General features: G+C 36.2%; 20 protein-coding genes. 7 read left to right on the forward strand and 13 right to left on the reverse strand.

Annotated elements, in window-relative coordinates:
- Positions 1 to 245 precede the first annotated feature (245 nt).
- The 6 genes from murC to J3U73_RS04305 form a co-directional block, all read right to left on the reverse strand.
- Complete coding sequence (gene murC, locus J3U73_RS04280) at positions 246 to 1,556, reverse strand: UDP-N-acetylmuramate--L-alanine ligase (RefSeq protein WP_103751887.1); 1,311 nt, start codon at positions 1,554 to 1,556, stop codon at positions 246 to 248.
- Between the two features lie 332 nt (positions 1,557 to 1,888).
- Complete coding sequence (gene ytpR, locus J3U73_RS04285) at positions 1,889 to 2,536, reverse strand: YtpR family tRNA-binding protein (RefSeq protein ID WP_220219935.1); 648 nt, start codon at positions 2,534 to 2,536, stop codon at positions 1,889 to 1,891.
- Between the two features lie 20 nt (positions 2,537 to 2,556).
- Positions 2,557 to 2,877, reverse strand: a complete 321-nt coding sequence (locus tag J3U73_RS04290; protein ID WP_103751889.1) for a thioredoxin family protein — start codon at positions 2,875 to 2,877, stop codon at positions 2,557 to 2,559.
- A 32-nt stretch (positions 2,878 to 2,909) separates the two neighbouring features.
- Complete coding sequence (trmB, locus tag J3U73_RS04295) at positions 2,910 to 3,569, reverse strand: tRNA (guanosine(46)-N7)-methyltransferase TrmB (protein ID WP_267409682.1); 660 nt, start codon at positions 3,567 to 3,569, stop codon at positions 2,910 to 2,912.
- Positions 3,570 to 3,573: 4 nt separating this feature from the next.
- The gene (locus J3U73_RS04300) at positions 3,574 to 4,773 is read right to left on the reverse strand and encodes an ABC transporter permease (protein WP_267409683.1); all 1,200 of its coding nucleotides are present in this window, start codon (positions 4,771 to 4,773) and stop codon (positions 3,574 to 3,576) included.
- A complete protein-coding gene (locus J3U73_RS04305) occupies positions 4,766 to 5,506 on the reverse strand; it encodes an ABC transporter ATP-binding protein (protein ID WP_267394115.1) in 741 nt (246 codons plus the stop codon). The genes J3U73_RS04300 and J3U73_RS04305 overlap by 8 nt, the downstream gene beginning before the upstream one ends.
- Before the next feature lie 90 nt (positions 5,507 to 5,596).
- On the opposite strand from J3U73_RS04305, the gene J3U73_RS04310 reads away from it, so the two are divergent.
- The 3 genes from J3U73_RS04310 to J3U73_RS04320 all read left to right on the forward strand — a co-directional run bounded on the left by J3U73_RS04310 (position 5,597) and on the right by J3U73_RS04320 (position 7,405).
- Complete coding sequence (locus J3U73_RS04310) at positions 5,597 to 6,028, forward strand: HIT family protein (RefSeq protein WP_103751893.1); 432 nt, start codon at positions 5,597 to 5,599, stop codon at positions 6,026 to 6,028.
- Between the two features lie 9 nt (positions 6,029 to 6,037).
- On the forward strand, positions 6,038 to 6,379 hold the full coding sequence (locus tag J3U73_RS04315; protein ID WP_103751894.1) for a hypothetical protein: 342 nt from the start codon (positions 6,038 to 6,040) through the stop codon (positions 6,377 to 6,379).
- A 126-nt stretch (positions 6,380 to 6,505) separates the two neighbouring features.
- On the forward strand, positions 6,506 to 7,405 hold the full coding sequence (locus J3U73_RS04320) for a peptidylprolyl isomerase PrsA (protein ID WP_220219939.1): 900 nt from the start codon (positions 6,506 to 6,508) through the stop codon (positions 7,403 to 7,405).
- A 49-nt stretch (positions 7,406 to 7,454) separates the two neighbouring features.
- Here the strand turns inward: J3U73_RS04320 and J3U73_RS04325 are convergent, their stop codons facing one another.
- Genes J3U73_RS04325 through J3U73_RS04345 form a run of 5 tightly spaced genes read right to left on the reverse strand, consistent with a single transcriptional unit; the run spans position 7,455 to position 14,557 of the window.
- A complete protein-coding gene (locus J3U73_RS04325) occupies positions 7,455 to 8,432 on the reverse strand; it encodes a 3'-5' exoribonuclease YhaM family protein (protein ID WP_220219940.1) in 978 nt (325 codons plus the stop codon).
- Positions 8,425 to 10,926 (reverse strand): ATP-binding protein, encoded by a 2,502-nt coding sequence (locus J3U73_RS04330; RefSeq protein ID WP_267409684.1) that lies wholly within the window; start codon positions 10,924 to 10,926, stop codon positions 8,425 to 8,427. The genes J3U73_RS04325 and J3U73_RS04330 overlap by 8 nt, the downstream gene beginning before the upstream one ends.
- The gene (locus J3U73_RS04335) at positions 10,907 to 12,124 is read right to left on the reverse strand and encodes a metallophosphoesterase family protein (RefSeq protein WP_267409685.1); all 1,218 of its coding nucleotides are present in this window, start codon (positions 12,122 to 12,124) and stop codon (positions 10,907 to 10,909) included. The genes J3U73_RS04330 and J3U73_RS04335 overlap by 20 nt, the downstream gene beginning before the upstream one ends.
- A gap of 8 nt (positions 12,125 to 12,132) precedes the next feature.
- A complete protein-coding gene (locus J3U73_RS04340; RefSeq protein ID WP_220268202.1) occupies positions 12,133 to 12,483 on the reverse strand; it encodes a YlbF family regulator in 351 nt (116 codons plus the stop codon).
- 16 nt (positions 12,484 to 12,499) lie between these two features.
- On the reverse strand, positions 12,500 to 14,557 hold the full coding sequence (locus J3U73_RS04345; RefSeq protein ID WP_267409686.1) for a PBP1A family penicillin-binding protein: 2,058 nt from the start codon (positions 14,555 to 14,557) through the stop codon (positions 12,500 to 12,502).
- Positions 14,558 to 14,643: 86 nt separating this feature from the next.
- Between J3U73_RS04345 and J3U73_RS04350 the strand changes: the two genes are divergently transcribed.
- Positions 14,644 to 15,513, forward strand: coding sequence for an RluA family pseudouridine synthase (locus tag J3U73_RS04350; RefSeq protein WP_267409687.1), 870 nt, complete (start codon positions 14,644 to 14,646; stop codon positions 15,511 to 15,513).
- A gap of 29 nt (positions 15,514 to 15,542) precedes the next feature.
- Here the strand turns inward: J3U73_RS04350 and J3U73_RS04355 are convergent, their stop codons facing one another.
- Positions 15,543 to 16,262 carry a GntR family transcriptional regulator gene (locus tag J3U73_RS04355; RefSeq protein ID WP_267409688.1) on the reverse strand — a complete coding sequence of 240 codons (720 nt, stop codon included), beginning with the start codon at positions 16,260 to 16,262 and terminating at the stop codon, positions 15,543 to 15,545.
- A gap of 18 nt (positions 16,263 to 16,280) precedes the next feature.
- Positions 16,281 to 17,528, reverse strand: coding sequence for an alpha-L-fucosidase (locus J3U73_RS04360; RefSeq protein ID WP_267409689.1), 1,248 nt, complete (start codon positions 17,526 to 17,528; stop codon positions 16,281 to 16,283).
- 174 nt (positions 17,529 to 17,702) lie between these two features.
- On the opposite strand from J3U73_RS04360, the gene J3U73_RS04365 reads away from it, so the two are divergent.
- From J3U73_RS04365 to J3U73_RS04375, 3 genes are read left to right on the forward strand one after another with little or no spacing between them, the layout of a single operon-like run.
- A complete protein-coding gene (locus J3U73_RS04365) occupies positions 17,703 to 18,614 on the forward strand; it encodes a PTS mannose/fructose/sorbose transporter subunit IIAB (RefSeq protein ID WP_220268207.1) in 912 nt (303 codons plus the stop codon).
- Between the two features lies 1 nt (position 18,615).
- A complete protein-coding gene (locus J3U73_RS04370; protein WP_220268208.1) occupies positions 18,616 to 19,410 on the forward strand; it encodes a PTS mannose/fructose/sorbose/N-acetylgalactosamine transporter subunit IIC in 795 nt (264 codons plus the stop codon).
- Positions 19,385 to 20,206 (forward strand): PTS system mannose/fructose/sorbose family transporter subunit IID, encoded by an 822-nt coding sequence (locus tag J3U73_RS04375; RefSeq protein WP_374106766.1) that lies wholly within the window; start codon positions 19,385 to 19,387, stop codon positions 20,204 to 20,206. The genes J3U73_RS04370 and J3U73_RS04375 overlap by 26 nt, the downstream gene beginning before the upstream one ends.
- Positions 20,207 to 20,332 lie beyond the last annotated feature (126 nt).

The raw sequence follows: 20,332 nt of genomic DNA on the forward strand, positions 1-20,332 counted from the left end.
CGTTGTTAATTTGGCTTTATTAATCGCATTTTCATTATGCTTATTTATGTGAAGCTTGCTAGTTAAAGTAACGTTAGTATGCGGCTGTTTAGCCCTACTATTTGGTCTTAATTTTTAACCCATAACCTAGAATATCTTTGGCACTAACCAGCAACTTTGTTATGACAACATTAAACAAGAAAAATAGAGTTTACGTTAATTAAACATAAACTCTACTTAAACTATTAACAAAATTTTAGATACAATTACAGCAGCTTTTCTAAAGCATCTTCATATTTCTGAATGTCGCCTGCACCCATAAAGACAATAACACTATCTTGGTTTTGAGCTAAGTCAGCAATATTATCTAGATTAATAACTTCGGACCCAGGGATGTTAGCAACTAAATCATTACTGGAAATATCTCCACTTGCTTCACGAGCGGAGGCATATATCGGCGTAATGTATGCCTTATCAACCCCGCGTAGAATTTCTTCAAAATCTTTTGCATATTTCTTTGTCCGGGTGAATGTATGAGGTTGAAAAACAACTACTAATCGCTTGTTAGGAAACTTTTGACGTGCTGCTTGAATTGTTGCTCGCATCTCAGTAGGATGATGAGCATAATCATCAATCACATTAATGTCACCAAAATCTTTTTCTGAAAAGCGTCTTTTGGCCCCTGTATATGACAATAACCCCTTTTTAATGTCATCTAATGGAACTTTTTCAGTGTAAGCGACGGCAATAACGGCGGTAGCATTTAAAATATTATGGTCACCAAATAGATGAATGGTGAACCTACCGATTTCCTTACCATGTGTAATAACAGTAAATTCAGCCCCCGCAGTCGTTCTGTTGACATCAACAGCCTGAAAGTCATCATTGTCCTCAAAACCATAAGTATATTTAGGGATCTTAGCTTCTAACGCCTGCAAACGCTCATTGCCTCCCCAAACAAACAAAGCCTTTTTAGTCTGATTAGCAGCAGTTTGAAAGGCTGAAGTATAGTCATCTTGGTCTTTGAAATAATCCGGGTGATCAAAATCAATGTTGGTCATAATTTGGTAATCAGGATGATACGCCAAGAAGTGTCTACGATATTCATCAGCTTCATAAACAAAAAAGCGCGAATCTTTCACTCCCTTACCTTCCCCATCACCAATTAAATATGAGGTTGGAGCAGCTTCACCCATGACACGGGCAAGAATACCAGTTGTAGAAGTTTTCCCATGCGTTCCGGAAACACCAATACTTGTGTGCATTTGAACGATTTCTTCAACAGTATCCGGATAACTTTGCCAAGCAATCTGCTTATCTTCACAAGCTTTAACCTCGACATTATCATTCTTAAAGGCATTACCTTTAACAATTACTTGACCTGAATCTTTAATGTTATCTGGCGAAAATTGTGTTACCGGTATGCCAGCTTTTTCTAGTGGTACCTGCGTAAAAGTATATTTTGCAATATCACTACCAGCTACATCATAGCCTAAATCCTTAAGCAATAAGGCTAATGAAGCCATTCCGGTACCTTTAATTCCGATAAACCAAATTTGTTTATTTTTATCTAACATTTTCTAAGCTCCAAAATTCTATTTAACATCGTTTCTTATTTTACCATTACTACAATAAAAAGAGCTTAAACTCCCGAAAAACTGCCGGAAAAATTTCGACAGTTTAAGCTCATAATTGTTCACAAACGATAGTTAATTAGAACCATTGCGGTACATTAATTATACTTAGCTCTAAGTAAAACATCCGTTGTTAAATTTCAACTTTACCACCAAGACGGTAGTGGTCCAATTAGCTTTAGCACAAGCCAATTAACTTGGAAATTTTTTTAACTATTAATACCACTAACTTTTTTCAAGCAAAAAAAGCCCCACATTGATGGAGTCTTTTTACTTTATAAACTAATTTTGCCGCTGGCAAGCAATTCATCACATTTCTCAGCGTCAAATGCATCCCCAACGGAGAAATCATCAGGTACAACCATGATGCCACGCTTTTGCGGTGCATGTTCTAAGCCTAATTCACGAGCAGAACAAATCATGCCATATGAATCAACTGACCGTAATTTACCTGGCCAAATCATCTGACCATTTGGCATTAATGTCCCTGGAAGGGCCACAACTACTTTTTGCCCTTGAGCAATATTTGGCGCACCACAAACTATTTGATGCTCCTCACCATTACCAACATCGATGGTTGTAACATGCAGGTGATCAGAATCAGGATGTTTTTCACAAGTTTTCACATAGCCGTAAACTAGTGTCGGCTTACCATAAGCAAGCTTATCATCAAAACCTGCATCGGCAAGTTTTTGATTTAAAGCAGCTAAATCCTTTTCAGAAAGTTTAACCTCACCATTTGGTAACTTGTCATAATCAATTACTTGGTCAACGTTAAAGAAATTGTAGCCTGTGACATTACCTTTTTCGTCAGTAATACGCGTAATATCTTCTTTTTCTTCGTATTCACTTTTACCTTGGTCTTGACCTAAAATCACAATCAAGGTATTAGGATAACTTTGTTTATTAATACTAGTAATCATTTACAATAATCCTCTTTCACTTAGTCAAGTGACCGCAAAAAGTCTTCGACTTCTTCCTTGGTTTTGCGATCCTTATTAACTAGTCTACCAATTTCTTGACCATCTTGGTAGACAACAAAAGAAGGAATTCCCATAATATTTAACTCTTTAGCGACATCTACTGCGCCATCACGGTCAATTTGATAAAATTTGCTATCAGCAAAATCACTTTCAATTTCCGGCATTAATGGGTCTAAAAAGCGGCAATCTGGGCACCAATCAGCTGAAAACTCGAGGACTACTCGACCAGTTTTGGTAATTTCAGCTAATTTTGCATCATCAAATTTTTTTATTTGTTCCATTTGTAAACCTCTCAATTCAAATCGCTTCTCAACTATTTTACTCCAAAGTCTGCATGGAGGGCATAAATTGGATTACCATTAGCTACAAATTTATGTTCATATTCAGTTTCAATATTTCGCGTCACAATTTCTTCATTTTCATGATGTAAATCAACGGAGACAAAGTCAAAGCGCATGCCAAAATTGTTCATGCTCAAAACAGAGTAAGCATAAAGACCAGCATTATCTGTTTTAAATTCTAAATGGCCGTGTTGCGCCAGAATTGCTTGGTATTTTGCCAAAAAAGTCTTATAAGTTAAGCGCCGCTTTTCATGACGACTCTTTGGCCATGGATCACTGAAATTTAAGTAAATCGTTTCGGCGCTATGCGGGCTAAAAAATGAATCTAAATTAGCTGCATCAGCGCAAAGAATCTGTAAGTTTTCGAGCTTCTTTTCCAATTTTGTTCGTAAGATAATTCCTGCCGCCGTGATTTGCAATTCCACAGCAACAAAGTTCTTTTCAGGATGTTGTTCAGCCAGTGTTGTAATAAAGCGCCCTTTACCTGAGCCAACTTCAATTTCAAGCGGCCTAGAAATAACTGCAAATCTTTTTGACCAGTCGATTTTACTTGCTGGATCTGGTCGATCTAAGACGCTTTCTGGGTGTTCACCGACCAATTTAACAGCCCAAGGCTTATTTCGTAACCTCATTAAATTATATCTTCCTTTTCTTGATTTTTGCGGGTAAATAAATTTGTCCGATTAGTAAGCTAAAGATGAGCAAGGCAGCGCATGCTTCTAATAGGTTTAAATTAATTGGCAGCAATAGCAACCAAAACAGACTAATAATTAACCATTGTAAAACTAAAGCTAGTGCCAAAACGATTACTAAGTCTTTCCCACGATTATTTCGCTGTATTGGATATATCCGATACATAATATTGTTATCAAATTCATTGGCCATTGGCAGCAATTGGTAAACCGTCAAGAAGATTACTAAGCATGACAGTCCGAGCGCCCATAACCAATTTTGTACAAGCCAGGAGACTAAAACGGCAAAAGCAGTCATTCGCACCAATAAGCTGATATTTTCGGGATTCCGTAGAAGTGATCTCCGATACAAAAAACGATTAGGATTTTCACGTGCAAGTGATTTTGGCAATAAAAAGTCCAAATACTTACGCCGCTTGATTGTCACTCTTTTTTCTTTTACATCGGTAAACATGCTAAAAGCACTGTAAACTCTGCTTTTGCGTTTTTGCTCTAATTCAACCGCATATTGCCAATCAAAAAGTGCATCATGACGCGGTTTAAAAATCAGTAGCCCGACACAAATTACCAATAAAAAGAGTACGACATAAAAAATTTTGACCGAAGTCAGACCTAAAATAAAAGCTAATAATAGCACTAGGTTGACAGCTAGTAAGGATATTTTGCGATTAAAGAACAGATTATGCTCCATTATTTTCAACTGTAAAATTTTAGCAATAAAAACACCAAAAACAGCCAGAATGTATTCTAACGGTGCTATCTTTGCCTTAATAGTCGCAAATGGAAACAAAATTCCAGCCAGCAAAATAAGGATAATCCCAGGTACAACCAAACTATAATTAAACATTGGCTTTAAATAGTCATCTATCTGCTCATCTTGCGGCAGTAAAAACTGTAAATCAGCCGGTTTCAACATCGTAACCAGTCTTCCAACCAATAGTGGCAGCCATAAAATTGCCCCAACCAAAGGACGATAAAACCAGCGCTGGCTTGGCATTGTTTTCATTGCCTGCGCATACCAAAACATAATGGCACCGAACAAAAAGATTAATGCCAAAATAAAAAAGTCATTAAATACTAAAACCAGATATTTGAGTGATTGTTGTAAATTGGATTGCAGTCTTTTTTGAGCTAATTTACGCATGTCTTTGCTCCTCATTCAAGATTTGGTAGATCTTGTCAAAGGAATCGGACTCATTCAAGCCATAATGCTTTCTAATGTCTGTTAAACTTCCAATTACCTCAATCTTGCCATTGTTCAAGACAGCATAGTTAGAAATTGCTTGTTCGGCGTCTGCCAGTATATGCGTTGACATCAGTATCATTTTTTTCTGCGCCACCGCTTTTTTAATTAAATCAATCAGGTTGCCAACAGCAAGTGGATCAAGGCCAGTAAAAGGCTCATCAATTACCAGCAAATCAGTATCTGCCAAAAAAGCAGTCACAATCATCACTTTTTGTTTCATTCCCTTTGAAAAATAGATTGGCATCCAATCTAGCTTATCATCAAGCCTAAACATTTTTAGCAGTTCATTGGCCCGCTTCCAAGCTTTCTTTTCATCTAATTGATAACTCATCATGGTGAGTTCTAAATGTTCTTTCAAAGTTAATTCTTCGTACAAAACCGGAACTTCCGGAATGTATGCAATTTGGCGTTTAAATTCAGTCGGCTGTTTAATCAATTCAACCGAATTTAATACAATTTTGCCTTTTTGTGGTCTTAGTAAACCAAGAATGTGCTTAATTGTAGTTGATTTGCCCGCACCATTTAGGCCGATAATTCCTAATGCTTCACCTGGCTGAATTTCTAAATTAATATCTTTAATGACTGGTATACCAGTATACCCACCAGTCAAATGCTCTATTTTGAGAACCATATTTCCTATCTTTCTTTTAATGAATTTCTTCATTTAATATGATAGCATGATATTAATGGAAACTACATTTCAAAGTTAAGAGGTTTAAAGATGGCTGAATTAGATAAAGATTGTTTATTCTGTAAAATTATTCGTGGTGAAGTTCCTAGCTACACTATTTTTGAAAATGATGATGTCAAGGCATTCTTAGATTTGTCGCAAGTAAACCCTGGTCATACTTTGATGGTCCCAAAAAAGCACATTGCTAACTTTTTTGATTACACAGCTGACGATGCGCAGAGATTCTTAAAATATATTCCTGCGATTGCTAATGCAATCAAAAATTATGACCCTAAAATTACAGGGATGAATATTAGCACCAATAATGGCGCTAGCGCAAATCAGGTGGTAATGCATTCACATATTCATTTTGTTCCTCGTTTCGAAGGTGATGGTCTAAAAATCGTTACCAGAAACAACGAAGCAAACTATACTGAAGCAGATTACCAAAAAATTGCAGAACAAATTAAGGCCCAGTTTTAAGGAGAAATTATGAAGAAATTTAGTCTTGGACTAGCAGTCGGTGCCGGATTTGGCATGGTTTTATCATTATTTAGAGACAAAAACGGTCGACGTCTTGGTCAACCAATTCAAGATCAATTTCAGGGTACAAAGGAAGATATCAGCGATTTAACGAACGCAATTGGGAGCTTGCAAGAAGCTCGCCAAGAACTAAATGCCTCGTTACCTCCTGTTAAAAAGAATCTTACTGAATTGGAAAAAGATATTCAATATTATCAAATGAGCATTTCGCGGATAATCGCCCAATTGCAGAAACAGACACAAAAAATTAGTGAAGATATTACACAAAATCTGCCAAAGAAATCGGAATAATGCTAAAAAATTATAAAGAAAGTTTGTTTTTTTAGTGAAAACGATAAAATTAAAAACTAGAGCTGCCAGTTTATGTTATATTAATTGACGGTGACTTAATTTATTAAGGATGTGGAGAATTACTTTATGAAAAAATATTTTAAGAAAATTGCTGCAGTAGCCGCTGTAGCCGGAATTGCTTTATCAACTGCTGCTTGTTCTAATGATGGCAAGACAGTTGCCTCCTACAAGGGTGGTAAAATTACCCAAAAAGACTACTACGATGAAATGAAGAAATCGCAAGCTGGTCAAACCGCTCTTGCTAACATGATTATTAACCATGTTTTGGAACAACAATATGGTAATAAAGTTTCCAAGAGTGAAGTTAACAAGCAATTTGATAATTACAAAAAGCAATATGGTTCCCAATTTAACGCTGTATTGCAACAAAACGGTATGACTGTTTCAGGCTTTAAGCAAAACCTTAAGACTAACTTACTTAGTGAGGCAGCTTTAAAAGACGTTAAGAAGATTTCTAAGAGTCAAGAAGACAAGGCTTGGAAATCATATCAACCAAAAGTTACCGTTCAACATATTTTAGTTGCCAAGAAATCACAAGCTGAAGATATCATTAAGCAATTAAAAGATGGTAAGAGCTTCAAGAGCTTAGTTAAAAAATACTCACTTGATACTGGTACTAAATCGAACGAAGGAAAATTACCTGCCTTTGATTCAACCGATTCAACTTTAGACCCAGCATTTAAGAATGCGGCATTCAAGTTAAAGACCGGTGAAACCACCAGTAGCCCAGTTAAATCACAATCTGGTTACCATGTGATTAGAATGATTAAACACCCTGGTAAAGGCACATTTGCTTCACACAAGAAGGAAATTGATGATCAGATTTACCGTTCTATGTCACAAGATCAAGAAACAATGCGTAGCGTAATATCGACTGTATTGAAAAAAGCCGATGTTAATATTAAAGATAACGATCTTAAGAATGTCTTATCTTCATACATTTCTACTTCAGATGCAAAGAAATAAGCATAGTTTAATCGCAAATAAAAAAGAAGTTCAAATGAACTTCTTTTTTTTACTCTAATTTTCTAGCTTTAGTTAACGGTTCATCTTTTTTTGGCCGATAAAATTTCCTGCCACCTTGGCTCATAATATTATCAGTAAAATTACCCGGCCGCGTATTTTGCAAAGCGTTAGTAATTGCATAAACAGCAGCATCCAAATCATCTATGCGATGTAACAATTCGGCTTCCAATAACGCTGGTAATTTAGGTGAGCCATACTCAAATTTACCATGGTGCGATAAGACCATGTGCCGTAACAACAAAATATCCTCGGCTTCTAAATCGAAATTAAGTTCCTTAGCCGCCAGCATAATTTGTTCATCTATTAATACTAAATGCCCGACCAAATTACCTTCAGTGGTATATTGCGTTGCAGCTGGTCCAGTTAATTCAAGAACTTTACCCATGTCATGCAAAATACAGCCAGCATATAAAAGCGACCTGTCAACCTGCGGATAGTTGTCGGCAATTGCCTTGGCATCCCGCAGCATTGACAACGTATGATAGGCTAAACCGCCTCTAACCGCATGATGATTGCTTTTTCCAGCGGGATAATCATAGAAACGCTCACCCCATTTTTTCAGTAAAAAGCGAACTATGCGATTCCATGTCGGATTTAAGATTTCAAATACATACTGATTAATTTCCTCTTTCATGACAGAAATTTTTTCAGGTGCCGACTTAATAAATTGCTTAAGATCATAGCCTTCTTCAGGACCAACAACTCGTAAACTATAAATCTTGATTTGTGGTTGTCCTTGATATTCCTCACGTTTGCCATCTAATTCAACAATGGTGCCAGCACTAAAAGTCGCAGCATCCTGATTATTGGCATCCCAAAAGTTACCACGAATTTCACCTGACGAATCACCAAAGGACATTGCTAAATATAGCTTGCCCTTTTTCGTATGTCGCAGTTGTGAATTTTTAATTAATACAACTGCCTCCAATTCTTCACCATCATTATAATCCAGCAAACGTTTATACATTCTCGGTTCCTTTCCTAAAAGTTAGTGGCTGAATATGCAATTTTTCAACTAAAGTGGATTGCGCTGTAAAAATTAACACCTGATTGTTTTGCGCTACTTGATCCAATAGTTGCTTAATCTGGTCAACTCGTTGATCATCAAAATTGACAAAAGAATCATCAATTAAAATTGGTAAGTTGATTTGATCTTTTATTTGCTGAACAAATGCTAGTTTTAATGCAAAGTACAGTTGTTCAGAAGTACCACGAGACAAATACTGTACCTTGATCTTCTTGCCATCATAACGAGTAACTGTTAGTTTCTTGTCAATTTCAATACTATTATACCGATTATTTGTTAATAGTCGCAAATATTCTTTTGCCAGTACTAACATTTTAGGAAAGCGTTCATTTGAAGCTAAATCTAGTGCTCGCGCAATCCATTTTGATACGGCTAAATCTGCTAAATATTCAGTACTTAAATTCTGAAACTTAGTTTTTAGGTTAGCTAAATCTTGCTTAGCTGAAAAGACGGCGTTTGAGTTAGCTAGGTTAGTCATCTTAACACTCAACTCAGCCTTTGTCGCTTGTAATTGGCGTATCTTTTCTTGCTGATTGGCAATTTGCTGTAATAATTCTTGAAGCTTGGATTGCAAAGCAGTATCTTGCTGAATTAATTTTAACTCAGCCATATCTTGCTTAAGATTTGTCGTTAAAACATTAATTTCAGCCTGGAGTTGTTCCTGCTTTAATTTAGCTGATTTAAGCGCCGTATAGCCCGCCATGTCAGTTACATTAGCTGCAGCAAAAAGTGCATTTAATTTTAAATCGAGCTCCTTAATACGAGAATTATTATCAGCAATTGTACTTTGCAAACTAGCTTTTTCTTCGCTACTCTGACGGGCAAGATTTTCCTGTGTTTCTAACTGGTCTAAAGCAGTAAGAATACTCTCAAAGTCTGGCTGGACTTCTTGGTGAAGAAGTTGACTAATCTTATCAGCAAGTTTGCTAGACTGTAAAAGTAAATCTTCTTCTTGGCTTTCAACTACTTTTTCTTTTTGAATTTGTAATTGATATTGCCGCCACGCGCTAAGCAAATTCGGTAGATCCAATAGGTCCGGTTCTAATTCATACTTACTGGTAAAAGCGGCCCGCTGTTTTTGAGCTAAATCTCTTTGCTCTTCCTGCTGGGCCTTAACCTCCCTAGCCTGCTTTTGTTTAGTGAAACCACACATTCCACAGACAATACCGCCAAATAGCGCGGCTCCGCCAAATAGCGGTGAATTGACTACCAACAGAATTAAACCAAGAATGATGATTAAGCCAGAACCAATCAGCCAATATCTTCCATCAGTTTGAGTGTTTTGCCTTGAAGAGTCATCTTTTAAAGACAAGTTTTGGTAATCTGTTTGCAATGTAACCATTTGATCTTGATTAAAATCAGCTACCTTTGCCAATGCGGGGTTAAGAGTAACTAGCTGTTCTTTTTCACTGGCAATTTGCTTCTGCTTTTGTAAACAAGAGCGATATTCTGAGCGCCATTGCAAAACTTCAGGCTTTTTTTGAACCAATTCATGCTCATTTTGGAGCGAATTATCTTGACCAGCAACTTTGGCTAGTCGTTTTTGCAAATTTTCCATCTGTTTTTGCAAATTTTGCTTTTCTATCAGCAAATTTTGCGCTTCTTGATATTTTTGTTCATCAAAGTAAACAGTTTTTACTTCTTGCTTTAACTTGGTAAGTTTTTGGTAGCTCGGCAGTAATCTTTGCAGTTGTTCAACATGCTTTTGTTTATCTTGCAGCTTGGTTAAAAGTGCTTCCTGTTCAGTTAATTGTGCTTGCTGATCACTGAACTGCTTTTGCAATTCTTGGTAGTCGGAAAATTCTTCCTCTGCCTCATCAACCTTGATTTTCTGCTCTTTTAACTGCTTAAGCAACTGGTTAAGCGGCGGATTAGTCCCACCTTTTTTAAATAATGTACTTGCTTTTTTGGCAAAATCGTCACGCAGATCAATCAGCTTGTCACTATTAGCAGCGCCTAAATAATAAATTCGTTCAAGCAAATCTGTCTGTCCAATAGTGCCAACTTTGGCTAACATGTCTTGATTAAAGATAAAACTGTCCGAATAAAATTCACCGTCAATATTTTTTAACTGATCAAAAAAAATATTTTCCGGAACAACCTGTCCATTACGCTTAACAGTTAGCGTACCAACTTTAGAACCCTTGCCCGGTGCATACAGACGTTCCAATTCAAATATATTAGCCTGCTCATCCGTAAAAAACAATGATCCACCCATTGGGCTGACCCTCGCTAAAGGCTTATAATCTTCAAAAAAAGCAGAAGTATGCTTGGCTAGGTGAAAACCAAATAGAACTTGTTTAATAAAAGCAACAATCGTACTTTTACCAGCTTCATTAGCACCAAAAAAAACCGTGAGATTAGATTCCGGCAGTTCAAACGTAAAATCAGAGAATTGGCCAAAATTGACAACTTTAATCTTCGTTAATTTCATCGCTAATTCCTTTCAATTTACTATTCAGTTTGACCTCAGCAAGTTGTTGCACTTGCTCTTCGAAAAGCGCACTTTGGGCAAGTTCGGCCGCAAAATCATCTTTTTTAGCCCAATCATTACTGAAAGACTGAAACTCTTGCTGGTCAAAAACTTCTTTTTCAGCTTGCTTGAAATAAACCTGATCATTTTCGGCAATTTCTAGGTGACTGTTGCTGGCCAGTCGTACATCCACTAATTGTGATTCACAATCTAATTGCTGCGAGATCATGTGCCAGAAATCACTTTCTTGGATCATTTCACGTTCTTTTGCACTCAGATACTCGGCACCAATAATTTTTAGGCAGTAATAAGTCGTTACCGAAGAAGCGAGATTATCGCAAATTAAAGTCTGCAAATCAGCTTGGGACAGCGGTTTTTGCAATTTGATAGCAACTTTTTGCCAGACAATAGGACAAGTAGGAATAAATTGAATTTTTGTTTCTTTTGTTTGCTCATTTATTTCGCCCAGATAACAGCCTTTTTCGCCTGTTTCATTGATATGGCGCCCTTGCAAATTGCCAGGATAAACAATCCAAGGAGTGGATGATAAAACTTGCCGCAAATGAATGTGACCTAAAGCAAAATAATCATAGTTTAACTCTTTTAATTCGGTTAAATTAAATGGAGCATATACATTTTGACTACTTTGGCCTGACTTTTCTTGTGCGTGCATTAAGCCAAAAGTATAATGTCTGCTTTTAGCTGGAAATTCACTAATTTTATTGGTAGTGATGTGATTTTTTAAATAAGAAAAACCCGTGACCTCATATTCGAAACCGTTAGCTGTTTGATAGCTGACGGTTTCAACCGTTTCGCCATCACCTATTAATTTAAAATAGGGGCTTTCAGAAATTAACAAGTCTTCTTTTTTCATGTGATCATGGTTTCCAAAAATCATGACAACTTGAATCTTGGCATCGGTTAGTCGGGCAATTTGTTGTGCAAAAAAGATTTGACTACTGGGATTAGGCCGAGCACTATCAAATGTATCTCCTGCAATCAACACAAGATCAACATTTTCTTGTAGGGCCAAATCAACGACTTTTGTTAATGACTGGTTAGGAGCACCATGGATAAATGAAGAACTCCTAGATGGCAAAAAAGATAGCCCCAAAAAAGGACTATCTAAGTGTGCATCAGCAAGATGAATAAATTTCATTGTTTTATCTAATTCCTAAGACCCTTATATAAATCATTTATTGGTTTAGTAATCACTCTTTGAACTTCTTCTACTATCTTGTAAAGGCCCTGTTCTGCCTCCAACAGTTTCAAAATTTGTGGATCTTTTTGAACTTGATCATTTAAGTTCTTATATTCTTCCTGCATTTCTTGTGACAATTCCTGTCCTTGTGATTGAATTTTCATAATTGCATTTTGCATCTTATCCATTTTTTTAAATAGAGTTGAACTTTCTGTGTTTTTTTTAACTCCATCAATCGCAACTTGTAAAGTCTTAAATTCATCAATTTCTTGCAAATCAGAAGCTAATTGATTGGTTGCGTCATAAATATTTACCATGATTAAATCCTCCTAATTAACGGTTAAAAAACCCCTTCAAGTCATTATACCATTCATTTATTTTTTCTCCCGCAGATCCTAAGCCTTTTTGTATTTTTTCATTCAAGCCATTAGTCCAATCCGAATTAGAACCATTGTTCTGAATAATTTGTTTAGGAGCCTGTTCAGCAAACTGATTTTGCGCAGTATAAGGAAGAATTCCTTCCATTTCTGCTTTATATAACCTAGTAATTTCGGTTTCTGAGACACCGTGCATAAAATGTTGTTTATTAGTGCGATCATAACCAACCCAAGTGGCAACAACTACATCAGGAGTATAACCAACTATCCACTGGTCCTTGGTACCAAAGCCATATGAATTGGGCACCTCAGTTGAACCCGTCTTACCAGCAACACGATAACCGGCTGGTTGTGCGGAAGTACCCGTACCACCAGCAAAAACTCCTAAAAGCATTGTTGTCATTTCTTTTGCTGTGCTTTCAGAAATAATCCGGTGTCTTCCAGTATCATGATTTTCACCAATAACATTGCCACTAGCATCCGTAATTTTAGTAATGAAATAATAATTATTTGGAAGATTTCCCTTATTGGCAAAAGCAGAATACGCCCGCGCCATTTGGATGGGAGAAACTCCAGTTGATAGCCCACCTAAGGCCAAAGCGAGGTTTTGATCTTCTTTGGCTACTTTAATACCGAAATTATTAGCGGACTGGACGCCCTTAGAAACACCAATCCGATCAAGTAACCAAACGGCTGGCACATTTTTACTTTGTGCTAATGCCACATACATTGGAATCTTATCAGAATAACCGTTATCAACGTTATGCGGCTGATAGCCATTTTTACCAAAGCGTTGCAGATTATTCGAAAGCTGTGAATCATAATGGTAGCCCTGCTGGAGAGCAGGTGCGTAAGACACAATTGGTTTAATCGATGAACCCGGCTGCCGCTTCATTTGTGTTGCACGATTATAACCCCGAAAGACATGTTTTCCTCGTCCACCAATGACAGCACGAACAGCTCCAGTACTTGGATCCATCACCACACTGGCTCCTTGAGTCTTTGTTCCGTCAGAAGACCCCTGTGGAAATAGCCAGTCTTGGGAAAATTTTTCCTGAAGTTGCTGCTGATAATTTTGGTTTAACGTCGTATAAATACGAAGTCCCTTATTCATCACATCTTCTTCTTTTAGACCGTAGCGATTAATCGCTTCATCGACCACAGCGTCAAAAAAGTAAGGATAACGATAGCCATCCTGATTATGATAGGTATCACGTAAAGTTAAACCTTGTCTTTGAGCTGATTGTGCCTGCTGTTTGGTTAGCTTATCATTTGAAACCATCAAGTCCAAAACCAAATTACGCCTTGAAAGTGAATAATTCAGATGATCAATTGGATTATATTTACTTGGATTCCGCAAAATTCCAGCTAAACAAGCTCCTTCGCCCACCGTTAACTGACTAGCATCCTTACCAAAGTATTTCCTACTGGCATCTTGCACGCCCCAAACACCGTTACCAAAGTAGGCTTTGTTCAAATACATAGTTAAAATATCTTTTTTTGAGTAAACGTGCGTAATCTCAATCGCAAAAAATAGTTCTTCTACTTTACGTGAGATAGTTTGGCGTTGCGTTAATAAAGCATTTTTGGCTAGCTGCTGCGTTAAAGTTGAGCCACCGCCAGAAATTTGTCCTCGGTGAATCACTAGCCCTAAGGCTGCTCTAACCATTCCCTTAATACTAAAGCCAGGGTTTGTCCAAAAAGTTCGGTCTTCAGTTGAAATTACGGCATTTTTGACGTTAGGTGAAATTTTATTGTATTCAACAAAAGTTCCCTTTTGTGAATATAACGAACCCGCTTTTTGACTTTTATGATCATAAATGGCCGTGGTCGTTGACAGGGATGCTTTTAGATTTGAGATGTTTGAAGTTTTTACTTTGACGGTATAATAAGTACAAACCAAAAAAGTGAAGGTTAGCAGGATCAAGATAATCCAGCGCCCGATATAAAAACGGTGATCAAACCGGTGCCATAAGCCACCAAGTCCGTTTCTCTTTGGTTCATTATTTTCCATTTTATCTGCTCCTTTTTAGAAACAACTAAAATTGTATCATATCAGAAAGTACTACCTTTATTTTCAAAAAGATTTAATAAATATTTATGAGCTACTATTTTACACTTAACTACCCCAAAAATCTTAAACCATGTTCTGTAAATGAACTTTTACGCAAACTTTTAATTCCTCGAAAATGGCGTCATTATTTGCGGTGCGAGCAAAAAGTACTAATTAACGGTTCTTATCTATATTTTAATCGCCTAATCAATCCAGGCGATAAAATTGAGCTTTTTTTAGAACATGTTGAATCAGGCCAAAAAAAATATCCCGAAAATGGTCAATTACCTGATGTAGTTTTTGAAGATGAAGATTTGTTAATCATTAACAAACCCGCTGGACAAAAAACACATCCAAATTCAAATGAAACCAATACTGCTCTGAACGATTGTGCAACCTATTTAAAGCACACTCCTTTTATTGTTCATCGCTTAGACATGCTAACTAGCGGGCTACTCCTTGTAGCTAAAAACCCAGCTGTTGTGCCAATTTTGAATCGAGAATTGACTACTAAGGCTTTTCATCGCGAATACTTAGCACTTGTTGACAACTCTAAAACTTTACAGGATTCAGGTATGATAGATTTGCCAATTAGTCGCGATCCATTAGATCAGCGGAAACGAATGATAAAAAGCGGTGGACTCAAGTCAATCACTCATTACCAAATTTTAAAACGTTATGATGATCAAACCGCATTAATCAAAGTTATACTTGAAACTGGCCGAACGCACCAAATACGGGTCCACTTAGCCGCAATTGGCTCCCCTATCATTGGAGATCCATTATATAACCCGCAAGGTGACTCAAACGAGCTTTTACATTTGACTGCATACCAAATGTCTTTAATAAAGCCATTTAGCCTCGAACAAATTGAAATCAAACTACCTGAAGAGAAAGTACTGCTGCTGAAAAAATAAAAGCCTTGAGAAAAATCTCATGGCTTTTATTATTGTCTATATGCTGTTGCTTCAGCTTCATAGCCCCAATACTCAGGCAACTTATAACTAACTGCATATTCTAATAATTCATCAGATGTATAGGGAAGATACGTTTCTCTTTCCTGACAAATAAACAAGAGTTTACTCTGAATTGGTATAAAGTACTGCAAAATTTCTTTATTTTCAATACTTTTAGCCCAATTTTTTTGTTTAAATGGTAATTCATATGGGTCTATTTTTGAATCATCACGTACTTTTTGATAAATAGAATTAAATAAAGATAAATCATTTAAATTTGTTAAATCAATAAATTTAGGATTTAAGTAGCTTATAGAATACTGAGAAGCTTTTTCTCCAATATACCTTATACGTCTAACCTCAAGATACTTATCACCTTTTCGGAGATGGAGCCTTTTATTAATTTCTTGGTCTTTACCTAAATTAGCTGATAAAACCTTGACGCTTTCCCCCTGACCAACACCCAAATTTAAGTCAGTCAACATTGCTATTCTTTTATGTGATTCTTTAGCAACAAAAGTACCACTACCTTGCACTCGGGTAACCTTATTCTGCTGCTCTAATGTGTTTAAAACTTTAACAGCAGTAGTAGAGCTCACGTGATAAATTTGGGTGATTTCAGATTCACTATAAAAACGGTCCCCAGGATTTAACGTACCATTATTTAGCTTTTCAACTAGTTTTAAAACAATATCTTGATATTTTGACATTACCTTTCACCATATTTTTTAAAAATTGATCTTGGCTACCCTCACACACCAATCAGTTCCATAAGTATAGCCACCAGCATCAATTGTTAGTATTCCCTTATTTTTATCTTGCATGAATGGGACACTCTCACCATTATCTAACCAAGTTATCTTCTTAATTTCTTTGAATATACCACTAAATGACCGTAAATTAATACCTTCTCCTCCTAATACAACATTTTCATTACCAACAATTTTCAAATCATGAATAAATAAGTATATACTATTTTTACTTTTGTTTTGCAATACCACGTCTTTCGTATTTCCACTAGCCCTAAGTTCTTGCTTGGGGCGCGTTTCATAAAGACTCTCATTTGCCATATTTACCCATTTACCAACTTGTTCCATTATTGCTTGATTCATTATAGGAATTTCACCCGTACCAGTTAAGCCAATATTTAATAAAATATTAGCTCCGATTCCTCGAGCGTGAACGATATTTTCGACAATTTCCTTAGTAGATTTGAAATTAACATCATTTTTTGCAAACCCCCAATGTTGATTCATTGTAATTGATGCTTCTCCAGCTACATATTTTCCCCCAAATCCATGGTTGACCTGATCTGGCGTTTTTCTTTCATAAGTTACAACGTCAATTTCTGGATTGCTAATTTTTCCTCTACTCTTGAGACCAGTGTTATTCACAATAATTGCATTAGGCTGATATTTTCTAATCATGCCATACAAACGATCTAGTTTCCAGTTTGCATCTTTTTTGTTCCAGTCCCCATCAAACCAAAATCCGCCTATTGGCCCATAATTTGTACATAAAATTCTGACAGATTCCAAAAGATAATTAAGATAACCCTCAAAATCGTTTTGGTACAAATCAGAATGCCAATCATAGGTAGCCATATATAAAAAAGGCTTGATTTTTTGTTTGTTACATGCATTTATAAATTCTTTGATTATATCTCGTTTGGCTGGACTATGTATTGCATCAAATTTAGATAAGCCCTTAGTATCATATAAGAAAAAACCTTCATGATGCTTTGTAGTTAAAACAATATATTTTGCACCCATTTTTTTGGCATTAGAAACTAAATAATCAGCATCAAATTCTTCAGCATTAAATTTATTTATTAATTGTTCATATTCTCTTTTATCTCTATGATGGATATATTCAGTCCATTCTCCAACCTTAAGTTGAGAGTACAAACCCCAATGAATAAAAAGACCGATCCCTAAATCTTCATATTTTTTTATTCTAGTTAGTTTTCTATTCATGTTAATTCCTTTCTTTAACTTAATACATTAAGTTAATCACTATTATGAAAAAATGTCTACTTTGTTTTTATGCAAAAAGCTTTAAATAAGGTATTGCAATTGCTTTCATTTAGAATTAAAATTTAACTTGTCAGCAAGTTAACACATTAATTTTGATAAGAGGAGTGTGATTTAATGTTTATTCTAGCTAGTCATGGTGATTATGCTTTAGAAACACTGAAAAGTTGTGAAATTATCACAGGATCATTGAGTGGCTTTGAAGTGATTTCTTTTAAAGACCCTATGAGCGTTGATGATGTCGTTAGATGCTATAGAGATATCTTAAAAAAAAGCAATGAAGCATCAGAGAATATAGCAATTATCGTAGATATTCCTAATGGAACACCTGCTAATGCCGCTAAAATTTTTATAGCAGATCATCCAAATATTAGACTTTTTTCAGGACTATCTTTAATGCTAATTTTATCTTTAGCAACAGGGACTCCTATTGATGAAGCCATACAACAAACCATTGAAATGACTGGTGATACGGGAAAGACACACTTAAAAACCGACCCTAAGACCTCAAATGAAAAAGTAATTTCAAAGAATACTGGAAACCCACTAATAAATGTGCGAATTGATTCTCGCTTAATACACGGCCAGGTTGCAACAATGTGGACCAGAAACTTGAATGCAACAAGAATTATGGTAGTTGATGATCAAATCGTTAAAAGTAAAGTTCAAAAAGAAACTTTAAAAACAGCTGTTCCTGCTGGAGTACATTTGAGTATATTAACTATTAAAGGCGCCGCAAAAAGAATAACTAGTGGTCAATATAATGGTCAAAGAGTTTTTTTAATTGTTAAAAAGCCACAAGTACTTTATCAGCTAGTAAACAGCTCAGTCAAACTTCCCGACATAAATGTAGGCAACATGTCTATGTCACAAGGAGCAAGACAAGTCGCCAAAAGTGTTGCTGTGACTTCAGACGATGTTGTTATTTTTAAAAAGTTAGCTGATCAAGGAATTACCCTTTATCATCAGATGGTCCCTAATGATAAGCAAGAAGAGTTTATGCCAATGATAAACGAAAAGGAGAACTAAAATGGGAATTGCATGGTGGCAAATATTATTATTAACAGCTTTAGCCTTTTGGATGATTATAGATCAACTTACAGTTGGTATTTTATGCAATTATCCATTATTAATTGGTCTGGTATCCGGTATTATTATGGGTGATATCAAAACGGGTTTAGTTGTTGGTGCAACATTGCAGTTAATGGTACTAGGTGTTGGTACATATGGTGGGGCAAGTATGCCTGACTTTATGACAGGTGCAATTGTTGGGACCGCTTACGCTGTGATGAGTAATAAAGGGGTTAGTTTTGCAATTGGATTAGCCGTTCCTGTCGGTCTATTAATGGTACAACTCGATGTTTTAGCACGATTTACTAATACTTATTTCTTACACAGAGTAGACAAAGCAATTGAAAAAGATGATGAAATTGGAGTTGAACGAAACATTATTTTTGGTATGTTCCCATGGGGACTATCGCGTGCTGTTCCAGTACTTTTAATGTTACTAGTAGGTAAAAGCACAATTCAAACTGTAGTTAATGCACTACCTACTTGGTTAACTGCTGGACTATCCGCGGCAGGTGGTATTTTACCAGTAGTAGGAATTGCAATACTTCTGAGGTTCTTACCTACAAAGAAATTTATTGCATACCTTTTTATTGGTTTCTTTTTAGCTGCATACATTAAAGTACCAATGTTGGGCGTAGCAATTATCGGAGTAGCAATGGCTATAATTTACTATAAGCAAACTGATAATAATGTTGCAACTAATAATGCTACTGAAGGAGGGCAAGAAAATGAGTTCGGCGAATATGAAGATTAACAGTCAAAATATAACAAAAAAAGATCTATTTCGAGCAAATTGGAGATGGTTATGGAGTAGCCAAATATGTTGGAATTATGAAAGAATGATGTCAACTGGCTATCTGTATACAATGCTGCCAACTATTCAGAAGCTATACCCTGATAAAGATGACCGAATAGCAATGATGAAACTTCATAATCAATTTTTTAATACCAACGCATATATTGGAGGATTTATTGTTGGTATGGATATAGCCATTGAAGAGAAAGAAGGCCGCAAAGCTGAAGAAGCAATTGCAGGATTAAAGGCGGGTCTTATGGGTTCTTTCGCAGGTGTTGGCGACACAATAATAGGCGTCATTTTACCAACTATTTTTGGCTCAATTGCGGCTTACATGGGGTTGAAAGGGAATCCGATTGGAGCAATCATTTGGCTAATAGCAAACATTGTAGTCTTATTTCTTCGCTTTACTCTTCTTCCTTTAGGATACTCGCAAGGTGAAAAATTAATTTATGCTGCTGGAAACAAATTAAATAGGCTAACCGACGCAGCTATTCTACTTGGAGTTACAGTTGTTGGTGCTTTAATACCAACTGTTGTGAACGCAAACGTTCCTTTAGTGTTTAAAACAGGTAAAGTAACACTTCGGGCCCAGACCATTTTAGACCAAATAATGCCAGCTATTGTACCAGTGCTTTTAGTTGCTATTTGCTACTGGCTTTTAGGTAAAAAGAAAATGTCATCTACTAAATTAATTGTTACTGTTCTAGTAGCTGGAATTATATTAGGCGGATTAGGAATTATTGGTAAATAACTGTCTTTTAAATATAAAAACAAAAAACATGAGATAAACCTTGAAGTTAACCCCCGGAATTGGACAAAGATTCCAATTCGGGGGTTTTCTTATGTCTAAATATTTACTAAAAACTAAATTAGAAGC

It is taken from the genome of Lactobacillus sp. B4005 (genome assembly GCF_026536045.1).
In the GTDB taxonomy this organism is placed as follows: Bacteria; Bacillota; Bacilli; order Lactobacillales; family Lactobacillaceae; genus Lactobacillus; species Lactobacillus panisapium.

Coding starts and splice junctions, on each gene's coding strand:
- murC (WP_103751887.1), bottom strand. CDS start 1,556: ATGTTAGATAAAAATAAACAAATTTGGTTTATCGGAATTAAAGGTACC.
- ytpR (WP_220219935.1), bottom strand. CDS start 2,536: ATGATTACTAGTATTAATAAACAAAGTTATCCTAATACCTTGATTGTG.
- J3U73_RS04290 (WP_103751889.1), bottom strand. CDS start 2,877: ATGGAACAAATAAAAAAATTTGATGATGCAAAATTAGCTGAAATTACC.
- trmB (WP_267409682.1), bottom strand. CDS start 3,569: ATGAGGTTACGAAATAAGCCTTGGGCTGTTAAATTGGTCGGTGAACAC.
- J3U73_RS04300 (WP_267409683.1), bottom strand. CDS start 4,773: ATGCGTAAATTAGCTCAAAAAAGACTGCAATCCAATTTACAACAATCA.
- J3U73_RS04305 (WP_267394115.1), bottom strand. CDS start 5,506: ATGGTTCTCAAAATAGAGCATTTGACTGGTGGGTATACTGGTATACCA.
- J3U73_RS04310 (WP_103751893.1), top strand. CDS start 5,597: ATGGCTGAATTAGATAAAGATTGTTTATTCTGTAAAATTATTCGTGGT.
- J3U73_RS04315 (WP_103751894.1), top strand. CDS start 6,038: ATGAAGAAATTTAGTCTTGGACTAGCAGTCGGTGCCGGATTTGGCATG.
- J3U73_RS04320 (WP_220219939.1), top strand. CDS start 6,506: ATGAAAAAATATTTTAAGAAAATTGCTGCAGTAGCCGCTGTAGCCGGA.
- J3U73_RS04325 (WP_220219940.1), bottom strand. CDS start 8,432: ATGTATAAACGTTTGCTGGATTATAATGATGGTGAAGAATTGGAGGCA.
- J3U73_RS04330 (WP_267409684.1), bottom strand. CDS start 10,926: ATGAAATTAACGAAGATTAAAGTTGTCAATTTTGGCCAATTCTCTGAT.
- J3U73_RS04335 (WP_267409685.1), bottom strand. CDS start 12,124: ATGAAATTTATTCATCTTGCTGATGCACACTTAGATAGTCCTTTTTTG.
- J3U73_RS04340 (WP_220268202.1), bottom strand. CDS start 12,483: ATGGTAAATATTTATGACGCAACCAATCAATTAGCTTCTGATTTGCAA.
- J3U73_RS04345 (WP_267409686.1), bottom strand. CDS start 14,557: ATGGAAAATAATGAACCAAAGAGAAACGGACTTGGTGGCTTATGGCAC.
- J3U73_RS04350 (WP_267409687.1), top strand. CDS start 14,644: ATGAGCTACTATTTTACACTTAACTACCCCAAAAATCTTAAACCATGT.
- J3U73_RS04355 (WP_267409688.1), bottom strand. CDS start 16,262: ATGTCAAAATATCAAGATATTGTTTTAAAACTAGTTGAAAAGCTAAAT.
- J3U73_RS04360 (WP_267409689.1), bottom strand. CDS start 17,528: ATGAATAGAAAACTAACTAGAATAAAAAAATATGAAGATTTAGGGATC.
- J3U73_RS04365 (WP_220268207.1), top strand. CDS start 17,703: ATGTTTATTCTAGCTAGTCATGGTGATTATGCTTTAGAAACACTGAAA.
- J3U73_RS04370 (WP_220268208.1), top strand. CDS start 18,616: ATGGGAATTGCATGGTGGCAAATATTATTATTAACAGCTTTAGCCTTT.
- J3U73_RS04375 (WP_374106766.1), top strand. CDS start 19,385: ATGAGTTCGGCGAATATGAAGATTAACAGTCAAAATATAACAAAAAAA.